17 protein-coding genes are annotated in these 16,998 nt (G+C 57.2%); 7 read left to right on the plus strand and 10 right to left on the minus strand.

The window, feature by feature from the left end:
* Window positions 1-39: 39 nt before the first annotated feature.
* Window positions 40-1,047, minus strand: coding sequence for a rhodanese-related sulfurtransferase (locus tag ACDI13_RS06985; protein WP_316990402.1), 1,008 nt, complete (start codon window positions 1,045-1,047; stop codon window positions 40-42).
* A gap of 212 nt (window positions 1,048-1,259) precedes the next feature.
* On the opposite strand from ACDI13_RS06985, the gene ACDI13_RS06990 reads away from it, so the two are divergent.
* On the plus strand, window positions 1,260-2,354 hold the full coding sequence (locus ACDI13_RS06990) for a metal-dependent hydrolase (RefSeq protein ID WP_316990401.1): 1,095 nt from the start codon (window positions 1,260-1,262) through the stop codon (window positions 2,352-2,354).
* 153 nt (window positions 2,355-2,507) lie between these two features.
* On the opposite strand, the gene ACDI13_RS06995 is transcribed toward ACDI13_RS06990, so the two are convergent.
* Both ACDI13_RS06995 and ACDI13_RS07000 read right to left on the minus strand, forming a co-directional pair.
* Window positions 2,508-2,840: a DUF4168 domain-containing protein gene (locus ACDI13_RS06995; RefSeq protein WP_372372929.1), complete on the minus strand. Its 333-nt coding sequence runs from the start codon at window positions 2,838-2,840 to the stop codon at window positions 2,508-2,510.
* A 167-nt stretch (window positions 2,841-3,007) separates the two neighbouring features.
* The gene (locus ACDI13_RS07000) at window positions 3,008-3,427 is read right to left on the minus strand and encodes a DUF411 domain-containing protein (RefSeq protein WP_316990400.1); all 420 of its coding nucleotides are present in this window, start codon (window positions 3,425-3,427) and stop codon (window positions 3,008-3,010) included.
* 117 nt (window positions 3,428-3,544) lie between these two features.
* Between ACDI13_RS07000 and ACDI13_RS07005 the strand changes: the two genes are divergently transcribed.
* Complete coding sequence (locus ACDI13_RS07005; RefSeq protein ID WP_316990399.1) at window positions 3,545-4,030, plus strand: YbaK/EbsC family protein; 486 nt, start codon at window positions 3,545-3,547, stop codon at window positions 4,028-4,030.
* 29 nt (window positions 4,031-4,059) lie between these two features.
* Here the strand turns inward: ACDI13_RS07005 and ACDI13_RS07010 are convergent, their stop codons facing one another.
* From ACDI13_RS07010 to ACDI13_RS07025, 4 genes are read right to left on the minus strand one after another with little or no spacing between them, the layout of a single operon-like run.
* On the minus strand, window positions 4,060-4,620 hold the full coding sequence (locus ACDI13_RS07010; protein WP_316990398.1) for a cysteine dioxygenase: 561 nt from the start codon (window positions 4,618-4,620) through the stop codon (window positions 4,060-4,062).
* 55 nt (window positions 4,621-4,675) lie between these two features.
* On the minus strand, window positions 4,676-5,428 hold the full coding sequence (locus tag ACDI13_RS07015; protein ID WP_316990397.1) for an enoyl-CoA hydratase-related protein: 753 nt from the start codon (window positions 5,426-5,428) through the stop codon (window positions 4,676-4,678).
* A 43-nt stretch (window positions 5,429-5,471) separates the two neighbouring features.
* Window positions 5,472-7,574, minus strand: coding sequence for an acetate--CoA ligase family protein (locus ACDI13_RS07020; RefSeq protein WP_316990396.1), 2,103 nt, complete (start codon window positions 7,572-7,574; stop codon window positions 5,472-5,474).
* A gap of 34 nt (window positions 7,575-7,608) precedes the next feature.
* Window positions 7,609-8,607 (minus strand): tripartite tricarboxylate transporter substrate binding protein, encoded by a 999-nt coding sequence (locus tag ACDI13_RS07025; protein WP_316990395.1) that lies wholly within the window; start codon window positions 8,605-8,607, stop codon window positions 7,609-7,611.
* A 345-nt stretch (window positions 8,608-8,952) separates the two neighbouring features.
* Between ACDI13_RS07025 and ACDI13_RS07030 the strand changes: the two genes are divergently transcribed.
* Genes ACDI13_RS07030 through ACDI13_RS07040 form a run of 3 tightly spaced genes read left to right on the plus strand, consistent with a single transcriptional unit; the run spans window position 8,953 to window position 11,885 of the window.
* Window positions 8,953-9,939: an MDR family oxidoreductase gene (locus ACDI13_RS07030; RefSeq protein WP_316990394.1), complete on the plus strand. Its 987-nt coding sequence runs from the start codon at window positions 8,953-8,955 to the stop codon at window positions 9,937-9,939.
* Between the two features lie 45 nt (window positions 9,940-9,984).
* Entirely contained in the window at window positions 9,985-11,136 is a 1,152-nt protein-coding gene (locus ACDI13_RS07035) for a CoA transferase (protein ID WP_316990393.1), read from the plus strand.
* Complete coding sequence (locus tag ACDI13_RS07040) at window positions 11,133-11,885, plus strand: enoyl-CoA hydratase/isomerase family protein (RefSeq protein ID WP_316990392.1); 753 nt, start codon at window positions 11,133-11,135, stop codon at window positions 11,883-11,885. Before ACDI13_RS07035 ends, ACDI13_RS07040 begins: the two co-directional genes overlap by 4 nt.
* A gap of 123 nt (window positions 11,886-12,008) precedes the next feature.
* Here ACDI13_RS07040 and ACDI13_RS07045 read toward each other — a convergent pair whose 3' ends face one another.
* The gene (locus ACDI13_RS07045; protein ID WP_316990391.1) at window positions 12,009-12,758 is read right to left on the minus strand and encodes an IclR family transcriptional regulator; all 750 of its coding nucleotides are present in this window, start codon (window positions 12,756-12,758) and stop codon (window positions 12,009-12,011) included.
* Window positions 12,759-13,042: 284 nt separating this feature from the next.
* Here ACDI13_RS07045 and ACDI13_RS07050 point away from each other — a divergent pair, with 284 nt between their 5' ends.
* Complete coding sequence (locus tag ACDI13_RS07050) at window positions 13,043-13,570, plus strand: DUF2478 domain-containing protein (protein ID WP_316990390.1); 528 nt, start codon at window positions 13,043-13,045, stop codon at window positions 13,568-13,570.
* A 136-nt stretch (window positions 13,571-13,706) separates the two neighbouring features.
* Here ACDI13_RS07050 and ACDI13_RS07055 read toward each other — a convergent pair whose 3' ends face one another.
* Window positions 13,707-14,729, minus strand: a complete 1,023-nt coding sequence (locus ACDI13_RS07055; protein WP_316990389.1) for a zinc-binding alcohol dehydrogenase family protein — start codon at window positions 14,727-14,729, stop codon at window positions 13,707-13,709.
* A 32-nt stretch (window positions 14,730-14,761) separates the two neighbouring features.
* Window positions 14,762-15,862 (minus strand): alkene reductase, encoded by a 1,101-nt coding sequence (locus tag ACDI13_RS07060; protein ID WP_316990388.1) that lies wholly within the window; start codon window positions 15,860-15,862, stop codon window positions 14,762-14,764.
* A 180-nt stretch (window positions 15,863-16,042) separates the two neighbouring features.
* On the opposite strand from ACDI13_RS07060, the gene ACDI13_RS07065 reads away from it, so the two are divergent.
* Complete coding sequence (locus ACDI13_RS07065; RefSeq protein ID WP_316990387.1) at window positions 16,043-16,990, plus strand: LysR family transcriptional regulator; 948 nt, start codon at window positions 16,043-16,045, stop codon at window positions 16,988-16,990.
* The last annotated feature ends 8 nt before the right edge of the window (window positions 16,991-16,998 follow it).

Below are 16,998 nucleotides of genomic sequence, written 5' to 3' on the forward strand. Positions count from 1 at the left end.
AATCAAGCTAGTAGAGGTAACACAGCTTCCCGATCAGGGCTAGGCGTCCTTGCCTTGCTGAGCCAGCAGGCGTTGCTCTTCGGCCTTGCGACGAGCAGCTTCGCGGCGCTCGGTCAGCTCGTCCATGCTGACGCCAATGTGACGCTCTTCACGCTCGCGCGCCAAGGCCACTTGCTTTTGACGCTCACGGAAACGCTCGATCTGCTCGGGGGAACTGTGGCCGTGGCAGTAAGGGCAGCTGACGCCTTCTTCGAACTGGGGCGAGGCTTTTTCTGCTTCGCTGATAGGCATGCGACAGGCACGGCAGAAATCATAATCGCCGGGTTCCAGACCGTGACGCACCGAGACGCGCTCGTCGAACACAAAACAGTCGCCATCCCACAGGCTTTCTGCCGCTGGAATCTCTTCCAAGTATTTCAGGATGCCACCTTGCAGGTGATAAACCTGATCAAAGCCTTGCGAGCGCATGAAGGCCGTGGATTTCTCGCAGCGAATACCACCCGTACAGAACATGGCCACGCGTGGTTTGCCATGCAAAACTCCGCCTTCCTTGGACTGCTCGGCCACCCACTGCGGAAACTCGGTAAAGCTTTGGGTCTTGGGGTTGATGGCGCGGTTAAAGGTGCCAATGCCCACTTCGTAATCGTTACGCGTATCCACCACCACGACGTCCGGATCGCTGATCAAGGCATTCCAGTCTTCGGGAGCGACGTACTCACCCACCATTTGGGCGGTTTTCAGATCTGGCACCCCCAAGGTGACAATCTCTTTTTTCAGCTTCACCTTGAGGCGGTAAAACGGCGCCTTGTCGGCATAGGACTCTTTATGCACCAGGCCAGCAATGCGTGGGTCGGAGTTCAAATACGCCAAGACGGCACGGATACCCTCCTGAGGGCCGGCAATGGTGCCATTAATCCCTTCGCGTGCCAGCAGCAGCGTGCCCTTGACCTCGTGCTGCTCACAAAAAGCAAACAAGGGGTCGCGCATTTGGGCGAAATCGGGCAATTCCACGAACTTATATAAAGCCGCGATCAGGTAGGTAGACATAGGTAAACGAATTCTCTGGATAGAAGCGGAGGCGTAGCCCGCAGGCGCTAGGACAGCGTAGGCCGTCGTACACTATACGCGACTGATACCCCTTGGACCTTTGACGCCTGTCAAGAAAACGGGGCCCGCCGGGGATTCAACTTTAAAATCATAACGCTAAAGCCGTCAGGCCGCATCTGGCCCCGGTACCTGTTTTACTTTGCACGAGAGCTATGGATTCCGTAACACAAGCAGTCCTCGGTGCCAGCATCTGCGGCTCCCTACTGGGGCGGCAATATGGCCGCAAGGCGGTCCTGTCCGGTGCCATCATCGCCACCCTGCCCGATCTGGATGTCTTCATTCAATATGGCGACCCCATTACCGCGATGGTCAGCCATCGCGGTTTCTCGCACTCGTTATTCGTGCTGAGCGCGGCAGCCATACTGGTCACTATTTTGTGGCGACTGCTGTTTCCACAAGCACGCGCCAGCGCCGGGCGGCTGGGACTGGCAATCTGGCTGACCTTGATTACCCATCCTCTGCTCGATGCCTTTACCAGTTACGGAACACAGCTACTGTGGCCATTGGCCGCCACACCGGCAACCTGGTCCAGCGTCTTCATTATTGACCCGCTCTACACCCTTGCCTTGTTCATTGCCACAGTCATAGGCCTGATACGCGGTCCAGTGCCTGCCACGGTGCGGGCCTGCACCTGGGCCCTGCTCTTGAGTAGCCTGTATCTGGCTGCCTCAGTCGGTGCCAAGTTCTGGGCCGAGCAGCAGGCAACAGAACAGCTCAAACACCAGCAGGTAGACATTGAGCGGGTGTATTCAGCCGCTCAACCCATGAACATCCTGCTCTGGCGTGTACTGGTACGCGATACGCAAGACCGGGAATGCGAAGTCGTTGTGGGTTTGCTCGATCGCCTGCGTGCCCCCAAAGGCCATCAATACGAATCCCTGTGTCTGCCCGTCCACAGCGACTACACCTTGTTGTTCCCCCCCTTGAAACAGTTGGAACAACTGCGCTGGTTCACGAACGATTGGCTGCGCTATGACATCATCGATGACCTGCTGGTGGTCAGCGATATACGCATGAGCATGGGCCCTGGCCAATATAGTTTTCGCTTTGTCGTCGCTGAACGCATTGCCAACGATACCTGGCTGCCGGTGATTCCCTATCGCTGGGCCAGTGGCCACGATATCGCTTTGCTCAAACCCGTTTTGCGCCGTATCTGGGAGCCGATCCCGCCCCTGCCATTACAAGAGTGGGCCAAACGCATTGATGCTGGTGTCCCTATTCCACGCGCCGAAGCGGATTTTCCCTAAATAAAGCAAGGCACAGGCACAACGCTCGTGCCCGGCACCACTGCTGGCACAGCAAAAACCCCCGAGCCTTTTCAGGCCCGGGGGTTACATTTACCCACTACGGTCACTACAAAATAACACTCGGTGCTCTGCCAAACCCGAGGATCACACACCTTACTTGATCATCCCTTCAACACGCTGGCGCAAAGCCGGATCCTGCTGAATAGCCAGACTGATCCCGTTGTAATCGGCCAGATCCATACCATTGGCAGTTACCACGCCCACCAAACGCTGGTCGGCTTCCTGAACGATGGACTGGCGCTCTGCATCACTTTTGGCCGCATCCAGACGCGGCTGATATTCCGAAGCGGTCTGGGCTACCTTCTTGTAGGTGCGCGCATATTGCTCCAGTTGAGAATCCGTAGGTTTAACGATCTGGGTAGCCGCAGGGGCTGCCGAGTTGGCCGGAGCCGCATTGCCCTGGGCCATCGCAAAAGGACTGTACATGCCAAATGCGACTGCGGTAGCAGCAAGAAAAGCTTTAATTGAGGGCTGCATGGATAGAACCTCCTGAACAGAGTCAATGAACATTCATCATGACAAGTGCGGCGGCCGCTTACAAGTTTCGCTATGTAGTTTCGTGTATCTGCATGCCACCCGTCTCGTTACAGTTTTCAGTCGCGCGAGTAAGGACGCCCGTCAAAGTCCACGGTAACTAAATTGCCATCCATCTGGCCCATGCCGGGTGAATTGACAGGCATGCCAGGCGCGGCTACCCCACGCACACTGCCATCGTTCATCATGCGTTTGACGACCTTGGCGGGCACATGGCCTTCAATCAGTTGGCCCGTCTCGTCAATCATCGCTGTATGGCAAGACGCCAGGTCCTCCGGGACTTTAAAAAGCCGCTTCACGTCTTGAATCTTCACGACCTTGACCTCTTTGACCTCAAAGCCCTCATCGCGCATGTGCTGTGCCCAGCCCCCACAACAACCACAGTTCGGATCCTGGTACATCGTAATAGCGGGACCCTGTGCCAATGCCACGGAACTCAAGACCATCAAACTGGCCGTCAACAATAAAGGTTTAATCACAATTACATTCCTGTTTTGCAGCGCCACGGCGCTCTGGTTGACACTCTGATGCACTTGGCTAAGACTAGGCACCGGCAAAAAAGTTTAACAAAACACACTAATCCTTCCCGATCCGATATGAGTCTTGATTCCGTCAAACAGTTCTTTAACGAACACGCTGCCGATCTGCAGGTGATTGAAACCACCGAAAGCACAGCCACCGTGGTGCTGGCCGCGCAAGTGCACCAAGTCGAACCTGGGCAAATTGCCAAAACACTGAGTCTGAAAGCAGGCGATAAAGTGGTCTTACTGGTCGCTCGCGGTGATGCCCGCCTGGACAACAAGAAGCTGCGCAATGCCTTTGGTACGCGTGTGAAAATGCTGGACCTGGAAAGCACCGAAGCCTTGACGGGCCACCCGGTCGGCGGGGTCTGCCCCTTTGGTCTGGCCACCCCGCTGGAGATCTACTGCGACCTGTCTTTACAGGACTACGACACAGTGCTGCCTGCAGCGGGTTCTATTAATTCTGCGGTACGCATCACCCCACAACGCCTGGCCGAGCTGACCGGCGCACAATGGATTGATGTGACCCAGCCACCTGTCACGCTTGAACAGGCATCCTGAGGGGGCAAGCCCCTGGGCAGGACCTAGGCTTATGCAGGCCGGTTGGCATAGCCGGAGATAAACTCCTTGGCCTGCCCGGTCTGCGAGTCAAATACATGGCGGCGTACCTTGCCGATATCCGCGCCATAAACGTGAATGCTGATGGACACCTGGTCGTCATACACATTGGAGACCTCGTGTATATCGCCCACCGTGGGTGACACCACCTCCACCACGCCCGGTTCCAGAATCTGTGTGCTTGCCTCGGTCATATGCCCAGTCTGAGGATCACGTTCAAAGGGCCGGGAGCGTTCCGCCCCACGCAACATACCAATCAAGCCCCACACCGTATGGTCATGAATAGGGGTTTTCTGGCCAGGGCCCCACACAAAGCTGACCACGGAAAAACGTTCCTGCGGACAGCAATACAGCAAATACTGCTGATAGAACTGCGGGTGGGGCTGGGTGTACTCCGGGGCCAGCCAGTCGTCCTGGGCCACCAGGTCACCCAGCAAGCCGCGGCCATCACGCAGGATATCCGCCTCGCCCACCGCAGGGCGGGCCGTCAGTTCATTCATCCCTTGGATAAAACGTTCAAAACGGGGGTGCATAGGGGAATGTCTCCATCGTTGACTGGGCCTTGCGGCCCAATTCGTGAGTCAGTTCTTACTTGTTCAGATACACCGGGGCACGTTTTTCTTTGAACGCGTTCATCCCTTCCTTGGCATCATAACTATCCTCGATCGCTTTCAGGTGTCGCATGGTGCGCGCCATTTGCTCGGACGGACCGCGCGTCAGCACCTCGTTATTGATAAAGCGTTTCAAGGTTTGCAGCACACGCGGCGACATCTTGGCCAGATCCTGTGCCATGCGTACGGCAGCCTGAACTTGCTCACCGACCGGCACCACCTCATTGGCAAAACCCAGATCGTAGGCTCGACGGGCTTCCAAAGTGCGGCACAACAAGATGACCTCCATGGCAGCGTGATGAGGAATGCGCGAAGCCAGGCCGGAAATGATCCCCCCCGTAAAGCCCAGCTTGGCTTCCGGGTAGGAAAATTTGGCGCTCTCGGAAGCTACCAGCAAGTCCGTCATCATGGCCATCACCAAGGCCCCACCCACGCACCAGCCACTGACGGCCGCAATAATGGGCTTGTCGGTTTCAAAACCCACCGTGGGAATCGCACGCCACAACTCGGGCCACTCATTAATGTCGGCACCGGCGGAAAAAGCGTCATTGCCTGCCCCGGTCAGTACGGCTACGCGGCGTGTGGGATCCTCATCAAATGCCAGAAACGCGTGCTGCAGCTCCTTGACCACGGTGGCGCTCAAGGCATTGCGGCGATCAGGACGGTTGATCGTAAAGATGGAAACACCGTCATCGTGGTTTTCTACAAGAATGCACTGATAATCCGACATGGTTTACTCCTCCTGGGTATTTTTAAAAGAATAGGTTTTGGTTTTATTCGCCTATGGACAGGCGGGCATCGACGGCGTGACAGCGGGTAGCCGCCACGATCAAGGGGTTGATATCCAATTCAAAGTTGGTGTCGCGCAAGTCGTGGGCCAGAAAGCTGACACGCACAATCGCATCGAGCACACCGTCACGATCCAGCATGCGTCCCCGGTACCCCTTCAGCAGCTTGTCGATCATCAAGGTAGATAAAAGTCGATCTGCATCAGCCAGGGTCAAAGGGGCCGCGGCAATCACCCGGTCCGACAGCATTTCCACCAGAATGCCACCGGCACCAAACACCACGACCGGGCCAAACTGCGCATCCTGACGTGCCCCGATCAGCAGTTCCACATCCCCTTTAGCCATGGCTTGTACCAGCACGCCTTCCAGACGGGCATCTGCTTTATAGGCCTTGGCATTGGCGTAGAGCCGGGCAAAGTCGCGTCGCAAGCTCGCTTCGTCGGCCACATCCAGCGCCACCCCGCCTGCTTCGGTTTTATGGACGATGTCGGGAGAGACAATCTTCATCACCACCGGATAGCCGATCTGCTCAGCCTGCGCCACGGCCTGCTCCACGTCCTCGCACACCTGCCCCAGATTCACCGGCAAGCCGTAATGCGCCAGCAACCGCTTGGATTGATCTTCATTCAAAACACCGTGCGGCATGACCGTGGGCGCTTGGCAGGCACTGGGACGCAAGGCTTGTTGACGCGGCACGAACTGCCCGTGACGCCTCCAGGCTGACAAGGCCAGGGCCGCCTCCAGACTGGAGCTGGCATAAGCATGGCCGTGCTGGGCCAGAGTCTTGCGCAAAGGCTCGGACGTTGCACCCGCATCAAAGGCCACCATCACGGGCTTGGACCAATACGGTTCGGGATGGATAATTTTTTCAATCAGGGCCGCCATCCATTCCTGCGGACACATGGAGGCCGTGATCAATACCGCATCACTTTGCGGATCCTGCATCAAGGCATCCAGGGTAGCGCGGGCCACTTCGGTGGAATCCTGGGTCAGGCGTGCGCCCAGATCCACCGGGTTATCCGCCTGCCCTGACGGGTAGTGAGCAGCCAATGCCTGCTTGGTAGCAGCGGAAAAGCGGGACAGCTCCACGCCATGCTCTGCCAGGGCATCTGCAGCCAAGGCCCCACCGCCACCCGAAGGGGTCACAATCGCGACCTTGGAAATTTGGTTGCTGCTAAAGCCCACCATGCTGTTTGCCAACAAGAGCATGGCCCCCATATCGTCCATCAGACTGATGCCCTCATCGCGGCAAACACTGGCGAACACATCGTGATCGCCCGCCACACTGGCAGTATGCGAGAAGGCCGCCGCTTTGCCTGCACTGGAACGCCCGGCCTTGACGGCCAGCCAGGGTTTGCCTGCTGCCCGGGCACGACGGGCCGTACGACGCAAGGCCTGCGTATCTTTAATACCTTCTATATAAGTACAGATCACCTGCGTCTTGGGATCATCAATCAGGAAATCCACAAAGTCGCACAGATCAAGATCGGCCTGATTACCCACTGAGAAACCATAGGTAAAGCCGCCGCCCATCGCCCATGCCCGATCAAAATAGGTGGTCATCAGGGCACCGCTTTGGCTGACAAAACCAATAGGTCGTTCCGGCAGACTGTCCCTGTCCAGCACCGGCGAAGAACACAGCACCAGATTGCGGCTGGGGCTGATCATACCCAGGCAATTAGGACCAATCAGGCGCATGCCCGAATCACGGCAGATACGCAGCAAGGCTTGCTCACGCTCCAACCCGCGCTCCCCTGCATCGGCAAAGCCTGCAGAAATCACCAACAAACCACGCACACCCATTTGAGCAGCGATCTGTGCCTGCTCCAGAACGGTATCGGCTCCCACCGTAAACACGGCCAGATCCGGAGCACTGTCCAGCGCGGCCAGGTCCGGCGCAGCAGGCAAGCCAAACAAGCTGCTTCGGCTGGGATTAATAGGCAGGACCTTGCCGTCATAACCATGCTTGAGCAACATGCGGAACAAGCGTCCACCAAACTTGGACTGATCTTCCGAGGCGCCGACCAAGGCTATGGATGCCGGGTCCAGCAACGCGTCCAGCGTACTGGCGCAAGTGACGGTTTCCATCCCATTTCTCTCCTGTTGGGGGTTCTGTGAGCGATCAGTCATCACTCATCTTGATGGTCTTGAGGAGCTCACGGTAATAGGCGCGGCTTTTTTCCAGATCCTTGGCATAGGCATCACCATCCTTCCAACTGGCGCTGACACTGATGCGGTGAAAACGCTCCTGAGTTTGCGGTTCGGCCAGAATTTCTTCCGTGGCCTTGGCCAATTTCTGTATGACCGGCTCGGGCGTGCCGGCGGGCGCAGCGAGCCCCCAGAAGCCTTCAAAAGGCAGGGCGAGCTCAAAACCTTCTTCACCGGGAGTGGGTACATTCGGCAATTCGGGGTGGCGCACACTGGCATACGTGACCAAGGCCTTGGCTTTACCACTTTTCACCAGTTCCAACCCGACGCCATCAATAAAAAAATCAACATGCTTGCCCAGCAAGGCCGTCATGGTGTCCGCAGAACCCTTGAAGGGGACGTGCAATAGATCCAGTTTTTGCGAATTTTTCAAGATTTCGCCGGCCAAATGACCTCCCGACGCAATGCCTGCAGAGCCAAAGGTCAAAGTTCCTGGCTCTTTGCGCGCCAGCTCCACAAACTCTTTCAAATTGGAGACGGGCAAATCATTGCGCACCGTCATGATGGGCAGGTACCCCGCCAGACTGCCGACAAACTCAAAGCCCTGGACTGGGTCATACGGCACATCGCGTATATAGGGCAGCACCGTAAAAGCCGTGCTGGTGGCCAGCAACAAGGTATAGCCATCAGGTTTGGCACGCCCCACGATGGAGGTCCCAATTGAGGTGGTGCCACCGGGCCGGTTCTCAATGACGATGGGAACACCCAGCTTGACACGTAGACGGTCGGCAAACACGCGCGCCAGGTTGTCGCTATTGCCGCCGGGGGGATAGGGAACCACAAAGGTGATTTCACGGCTGGGATAGGTATCGGCCGCAATCGCCGCCGGGGCAGAAAAGCTGCTCACTGCCACCAGCCCCGAAACCAGCATTGTGCGTAAAAACCCTGTACGCGAAAAAAAAGAATTGAACATGATCCTTGCCTCCTGTGTGAGAGTTTCACCCCTCTTTTTGTTCCATTATATAGAACGCTGTTCTTGTTTTTGGCCTTAAAAATGCCGTAAAAAACGGCGCGAGTACAACAGACAGCAACAACACAAGCAACTTAGGACAACGGTTCAAATAGTGGGAGATTTGATTTCAAGTGTCAACTATTAATCCCCTTCGGGATTTCCCCAGTTCAATCATCATGTCGCTTTGGGCTTGACCGCAACACGCTTCTGAATACAATGAACACACAGGTATTTTTATATCATTTTGAAGAACGCTGTTCCAAATATCAGAACACAACCCTTTAACTGATCGAAGGAATCCCACTCATGTTCTCTGCCATCGTCATCGACAAAACCGACGGCCAATACAAGGCCAGCCTGCAGTCTCTGGACGAGTCCGCCCTGCCCGAAGGCCAGGTCGCGGTTCGCATCGACTACTCCACCCTGAACTTCAAAGACGGCCTGGCCATGACGGGCAAGTCCCCCGTGGTGCGCCAATTCCCCATGGTGCCCGGCATCGACTTTGCCGGTACGGTCACCGACAGCAGCGATCCGAATTTCAAATCCGGCCAAAAAGTGGTGCTGAATGGCTGGGGTTTGGGCGAAGTACATTGGGGCGGTCTGGCACAGATGGCCCGCGTCAAAAGCGATTGGCTGATTCCCCTGCCTGAAGTCTTCTCCACGCAGCAAGCCATGATGATTGGTACGGCCGGCTACACCGCTGCCCTGTGCGTGCGCGCCTTGCAACGCCAAGGCGTGACGCCCGACAAAGGCCCCATTCTGGTCACGGGTGCTGCTGGTGGTGTAGGCAGTGTCAGCGTGGCCTTGCTGCATGCTCTGGGCTACACCGTCATGGCCAGCACGGGCCGTCCTCAGGAAGAAAGCTATCTGAAGGCGCTGGGCGCCAGCGAGATTGTGGACCGCAACACCTTGAGCGAACCCGGCAAACCGCTGGGCAAGGAACGTTGGGCCGGTGCCATCGACAGTGTGGGCAGCCACACGCTGGCCAATGTTGTCGCAAGCACCCAATACCTGGGCGCAGTCGCCGCTTGCGGTCTGGCTCAAGGCATGGACTTCCCTGCTTCCGTGGCCCCTTTCATTCTGCGCGGCGTGCAGTTGATTGGTGTGGATAGCGTGCATTGCCCCAAACCCGAGCGTCTGGCGGCTTGGGATTTGCTGGCCAAGCATTTATCTATCGAAGCCCTGGAGCGCATTGGTGCCAGCACCATCACGCTTTCCCAAGCCATTGATCAGGCCGGCCAGCTACTGGAAGGCAAGGTACGCGGCCGCATCGTCGTTGATGTGAACGCCTAAGGCCTTGTCGGCCCCCATCTACCTCTCATGCTCTGGAGCTGATTCATGGATACGACATTGCCCCTGAACGGGGTTCGGATACTGGAATTTTGCAATGTGGCCGCTGGCCCGTACTGCGGTATGTTGTTGGCCGATATGGGGGCCGACGTCATCAAGATCGAACACCCCAAAGGGGGTGACACCTTGCGAAGCTGGCCACCCATCAACCAGGGCTACAGCGAGAACTTTGCTTCGCTGAACCGCAACAAACGCTCGGTGACGCTGGATCTGAAAAACCCCGACGACGTCGCCAAGGCTCGCCAGTTGGTGCAGGATGCCGATGTCCTGCTGGAGAATAACCGGCCCGGCGTCATGCAGCGTTTAGGACTGGACTACGAAAGTCTGAAAGCTGTTAACCCCAGACTGCTGTATTGCTCCATTTCTGCCTACGGACAAAGCGGCCCGCGCTCGCAAGAAGGCGGTTTCGACCTGACCATTCAAGCCATGAGCGGTGTGATGAGCGTCACGGGCGAAGCAGGCGGTGCCCCCGTTAAATGCGGGGTTCCGCTGGCTGACTTTGCTGCCGGTTTATACGCTGCTTTTGCCATTAGTGCTGCTTTGCCACAAGCTCGTGCCACCGGCCAGGGTGCGCATATCGACGTACCCATGCTGGGGACCACGCTGGCCATCGCTGCGCTGCAGACCTCAGAGTATTTTGGCAGTGGTCGCGACCCGGACAAGCTGGGCTCCGCCCACCCACGCAATGCTCCCTACCAGGCGTTCCAATGCAAAGGGGGTTATTTCGCCATGGCCGCAGGCAACGACGCGCTGTGGCGCTCCGTCTGTCAGGTTGTTGAACGCCCGGATCTGACCGAGGATGAACGCTTTACCAGCACCACCCTGCGCGCCAAACATCAAGACGCCTTGCGTGAATTGCTGGAAGCCATTTTTGCGCAGCACGACTCCGAACATTGGCTGGCGCAATTCCGTGCCCAAGGCGTGCCCTGCAGTCCCATCAACCGCTATTCCGACGTGCTGCGAGACCCGCAGGTCGAGCACATGGAATGGGTGCAAAACATTCGCCTGCCGGGTGTAGACACTGAAACCCGCACTTTTGTTTCGCCTCTGCGTATCAATGGGGTGGGCTTGCCCGTCCGTCTGGCCCCACCCGCGCTGGGCGAACATAACGACAGCATCTTGCACGGAGTCACCCCATGACAGCGCCGTATTGCAGCCGCAGTCCCAGTCTGAATGTGGACTGCGCGGGCAAAGTCTGGACCCTGACACTGAACCGACCCGACAAGCGCAATGCCTTGTCAGCCGATCTGGTAGAAGCCTTGATCGCGGCCGTGCAGGCCGCGGAACGGGCCCAGGCCGATCTGCTGATCTTGCGCGGTGAAGGCCGCAACTTCAGTGCCGGTTTTGATTTCAGCGACTACGAGCAGCACAGCGAGGGGGATCTGGTGCTGCGCTTTATCCGCATTGAAACCCTCTTGCAGAGGCTGGCCCACACGCCTTGCGCCACCCTGGCCTTGGCACATGGGCAAAATTTTGGTGCAGGCGTGGATTTGATTGCCGTCTGTCGTCAGCGCATCGCCAGTGCAGATGCCCGTTTTCGCATGCCTGGACTGCAGTTTGGTCTGGCACTGGGAACAGGCAGGCTGGCTGCCCTGATCGGCGGCCAGCAGGCTCATCCACTTCTGGCAGGAAGCCAGATTTTTGATGCTGCCAAAGCGGAACAACTGGGTTTTATTGAAGGCATACAAGAGCCTGACGCATGGCCTGCTGTCATCGAACACGCTCAACAAACAGCGGGCTTGCTGGACGCAACCAGTCGCGCCTATCTGCATCAGTTAACGGGCTGCCCGGAACAGGCGGATCGGGATATGGCGGCCTTGGTGCGCTCTGCTTCCGCACCCGGTATCAAACAAAGAATTGCGGCCTTCAGGCAGGCCGCAAAATCCTGATCTTTCTTTCCAGAATTGAGCGGCCCCCAAAAACTGAAGAAGCATCCAGATTTTGGGGGCAATGTGCATCCGGGCGGCTTCTTGCGGCCCGAACGAGGTGACTAAGTAAGCTTGTAGAGCGGTCTACCTGCCGCTATAGCCCAAACGGCGCGAGATCTGTGCCGCTGCCGTCATCAGGGTTTTACCCGCCTGCACCAAGCGGGTTTCTTCCAGGCGCTCGGCCGGCCCGGAAATACCCAAAGCCGCCACTACCATTCCCCGACTGTCGTAAATAGGCGCAGCCGCACCCACAACCTGTTCACGCCACTCGCCCCGGTTAATGGCATAACCCTGTTCGCGCACTTGTTCCAGTTCACGGCGCAAATCACCGAACTTGACCAGGCTACGCGGCGTATAAGGCTTGAGGCGGTTCTTGACCAGATTCAAGGTATCTTCGCTGGCCCAGGCCAGCATAGCCTTGCCGGTTGCCACACATTGCGCGGGCGAGCGTCCGCCCACGGTGGTGTAGGCGCGCACGGGCTGCGGGCTGTCGATCTTTTCGATATACAGCACCTCTACCCCATCCAGTAGCGACAAATGCACCGTTTCCTGGGTTTGCTCAGCCAGCTCTTTCATGAAGGGTAAGGCTTCTACACGCACATCCAGCCGGTTGGCCAAACCCGAGCCCAGCTCCCACAGTTTCATGCTCAGCTCGTAGCGCCCGGTATCGTCGTTCTTGCGCGCAAAGCCCTGGTGGACCAGTGCCTGCAACAGTCGATGCACATTGCTTTTATTGAGCATCAGTTGATTGGCCAGCTCGGTGACACCCGAGCCTCGTTCGTGCTTGGCCAGGGCTTCCAGGAGCACCAGGCCCTTAACAAAAGTCTTGTCCAATCGAATATCCCATCAGTCACTAACAGTGCATGAATTGTCTCATGGAACCGGGCCACACCATAGCCAGACAAGCCCGTATAGCAAAGCGGCAAGCGGCTTTCGCAACAGATTCATCAGACATTCAGGCAGACGGGCGTACACACTTGAACCTTCAACAACAAGTCCACTATCCACCCGGCCCCCAAACCGGCCAGCAGCACAGGGATTTTTCTGCTTTCCAGCGCAAGCCAAAAACGTGTACAAAGAGCCTTGCCCCTCTTTCATCCCCCCGGAGCCAAACCCCGATGGACACCCCTTCTACGCCTTTAGCCCTTGCGGCCATCGTGCATGCAGGCAAAGGCAGCGCCGACGCCTTGCTGCTGGAATTCGTGCAGGAGTTACGCACGGAAAACTACCGCGTATGGGGTCTGGTGCAAGGCCCGGAGATCCAGAAGGAAGGCCATAGCCTGCGCACCGTGCAGGATCTGGACAAGGGCACGCTCTATCCCATCACCCAGAATCTGGGTTCGGAATCCACGGCCTGTTGTCTGGATATTGGTGCCTTGCTGCAGGCCAGCGAAGTGCTGCGGCAGGCGCTGGAAAGCCCCGCCGATCTGGTAATTGTGAATCGCTTTGGCATCATGGAAGCGGACGGCCAGGGCTTTAATAACGAGATCATGGCCTTGATCGACCAGGGCTACCCGGTGCTGACCGTGGTGGCCCACACCTATCTGCCTGCGTGGCGAGCGTTTACGGGTGGCCTGGCGGTGGAACTGGCGCCGGAGCGCCAGGCACTGTGGGACTGGTTCGAGAGCAGTCGTCAGGCAGCCTGAAGCGGTCACCTGACACGACGGCTCGCACAAAGCCTGCACCAGCGCCCGACACCATACGGCCAGCCCCTGCCAAACGGCCCCACACCAGAACAGCAAGAAGCACCAAGCCTGGAAAAGGCTGAAGCACGAGCTTCTTTTACTGACCCCAACCTTCCAGAACCAGTTTGCCCCTTGCCTTGCCCGACTCGATCAAGGCATGGGCTTTCTTCATATTGCTGGCATTGATACGGCCAAAACGCTCCGTCATGGTAGTACGTATCAAGCCTGCATCGATAAGGGCTGCGACTTCGCTTAGCAAACGGTGCTGGGCCTGCATGTCATCGGTGCCAAACAAGGCACGGGTAAACATGAACTCCCAGTGCAAAGACACAGACTTGCGTTTGAGCTTGCCCACATCAAGACTGGCCGGGTCGTCAATCAAACCGAACTTCCCCTGCGGGGCAATAAGCTGCACAATCTGGTCGAAATGCTGATCGGTATGCGTCAGGCTGACGACATAATCCACTTCCGGATGCCCGATCCGCTCCAGTTGCTCCGCCAAAGGCTGGCTGTGATCAATGACATGATGCGCGCCCAGCTCCTTCACCCAGGCTTGGGTTTCAGGGCGGGAAGCGGTGCCAATGACGGTCAAAGCAGTCAAACGAGAAGCCAACTGCGTCAAAATAGAACCCACCCCACCCGAAGCCCCAATAATCAATATGGCCTTGTCCGTGGGAGCTTTTCCTGGGGCCACGCCCAAGCGATCGAACAACATCTCCCAAGCGGTGATGGTGGTCAGGGGCAAGGCAGCCGCCGCCGCAAAATCCAGCGTTTTCGGGGCATGGGCCACGATGCGCTCGTCCACCAGATGCAGTTGGCTATTGGTGCCAGGGCGCGCAATGGAACCGGCATACCAGACGCGATCACCAGGCTGGAACAAGCTCACTTGGGGCCCGACCGCCTGCACAATCCCGCAGGCATCCCAACCCAGCACCTTGTATTGTTCACCTTCTGCAACTTGAGCCGATTGGCGAACCTTGGTATCGACCGGATTGACCGAGACCGCCTGTACTTGCACCAACAGATCACGGCCTGTGGCCACTGGGTCGGGCAACTCAACATCCAGCAGGGACTCGGGCTGCTCAATCGCTTGAGGGACTTTGTAGGCAATCGCTTTCATCTTGTTTCCTTTTTAAAAATCAGTCGTCTGTCTTAGGCCATGCTCGGATAATCGGTGTAGCCTTGGGCGCCACCTCCAAACAAGGTTTGAGGATCGAAGCTGGCCAAGGGAAGCTGATTTCGCAAGCGCACTGGCAAATCTGGATTGGCGATAAAGGGGCGGCCAAATGCCACCAGATCCGCCAGGCCACGCTTTACAATCTGCTCGGCTTTGTGGGCGTCATATTTGCCCGCAACGATAATTCGGCCCGAAAAGTGGGCACGCAAGGCATGACGAAAATCATCGGGAATCTCAGGCGCATCATCCCAATCCGCCTCTGACAAGTGGATATAGGCCAAACCCTTCCCGTCCAATACCGTCGCCAAATGCAAAATGGTTGGGATAATTTCAGGGCAGTTCATGGCGCGCTGCGTAATAAAGGGAGCCAAACGGATACCGGTGCGCTCTGCCCCGATCTCTCCTGCTACTGCTTCGACCACCTCCCTGGCAAAGCGAACACGATTTTCCACACTGCCGCCATACGCATCTTCACGGTGATTGGAGGTGGTACGCAGGAACTGATCAATCAGATAACCGTTTGCCCCATGGATTTCCACGCCATCAAAACCGGCTTGTATCGCCTTGGCAGCAGCCAAACGGTAATCCTCAATGACAGCGGCAATCTCTTGCGCGGTCAGGGCACGCGGCACAGGGCAATCCAGCATCCGCCCCACCCCATCCTCGCCCACTACCCAGACCTGAGCCTGGGGTGACAAGGCCGAAGGAGCCACAGTCTGCCCATCGGCATGAAAACTGGCATGAGACATGCGACCTACATGCCACAATTGCAGAACAATCCGACCACCGGCTTGATGCACAGCATCCGTAACCAGACGCCAGCCTTGCACCTGTTGCTGGGTGTAAATACCGGGAGTGAAGCTATAGCCTTGCCCTTGCTGCGAAATCTGTGTGGCTTCACTGATCAATAAGCCTGCACTGGCACGCTGAGCGTAATACTGGGCCATCAAGGCATTCGGAATATTCCCCGGCTGATCGGTGCGGCTACGCGTCATGGGTGCCATCACGATACGGTTGGGTAGCTGCAAGCTGCCCACGTTTAATGCAGAAAATAAAGTAGATGGTGCTAAACCCATGATTGACAGGCCTCATCAAAAGAGTGGAAATGTGGATCACAGTGTGCCTTTTCAGACTCTTTAGAAAAACAGGTCTTTTATTGAAACGATCTTCAAAAATATTTTGAAAATAGCGCCATAATTAACCCCATTAATTCGCTTTTCAGCATCCCCCCTGAACCCGGCCCAGCGAGAAACACCATGAAAGCCCTGCAGGATCTGGAGATTTTTGTTCGCACCGCTGACACTGCCAGCCTGTCTGCCACAGCACGGGGTTTGGGCATCACACCGGCAGCGGCCAGCGCAGCACTCAAACGTCTGGAAGCGGAGGTAGGCGTGCAGCTTTTCCTGCGCTCCACCCGCCATTTGCGGCTGACCTCTGAAGGCGAAGTGTTCCTGGCTCAATGCCGTCCCGCCCTGTCTGCCCTGCAACAAGCCAGCTTGCAACTGGCCAGCGGCGGCCCCGGCTCCCGGGGACAACTGAAGCTGGCGGCACCGTCTGATCTGGGGCGCAATGTGCTCTTGCCTTGGTTAAACGAATTTCAGGATGCCAATCCGGGCATAGACATACGCCTGCATCTGTCCGACCGGCTGGCCAATGTCTACAGCGAACCCATTGACGCCGCCTTTCGCTATGGTCAGCCGGCAGACTCCAATTTGGTGGCGATGCCTTTGGCGCCCACACATCGCCGGGTTCTATGTGCCGCCCCCTCCTATCTGAAGCATCACGGCACACCTGCCTCCCCTCTGGAGCTACAGGAGCACGACTGTCTTTGCTTCATGCTGGGGGACGATGTCCATGATCGCTGGAAATTTGAGCGTACTGGTCAAGCGGCTACTTTTGTCCGAGTCCGGGCTGTCAATGTCTCCAACGACGGCGATGTGGTCCGACGCTGGGCCTTGCTGGGCAAAGGCATTGCATACAAATCCTACTTCGACGTGGCCCAGGATATTGCCCGTGGCCACCTACGCACTCTCTGCAACGACTGGCTGGGCGAAAACACCCCCCTGTATTTGCTGGCTGCCGGACGGCAGCAAATTACCCCCTTGCTGCGCCAGTTGCATCAGTTCATGCTGGAACGCCTGGAACGCTGGGACCAGCAAGCCCATCTGCCGAAAAAGCACACAGGAACGACGATGAACGTCTAGGATATCGA

Origin of the sequence: Alcaligenes faecalis (assembly GCF_041521385.1) — a bacterium.
Taxonomy (GTDB): Bacteria; Pseudomonadota; Gammaproteobacteria; order Burkholderiales; family Burkholderiaceae_B; genus Alcaligenes; species Alcaligenes faecalis_E.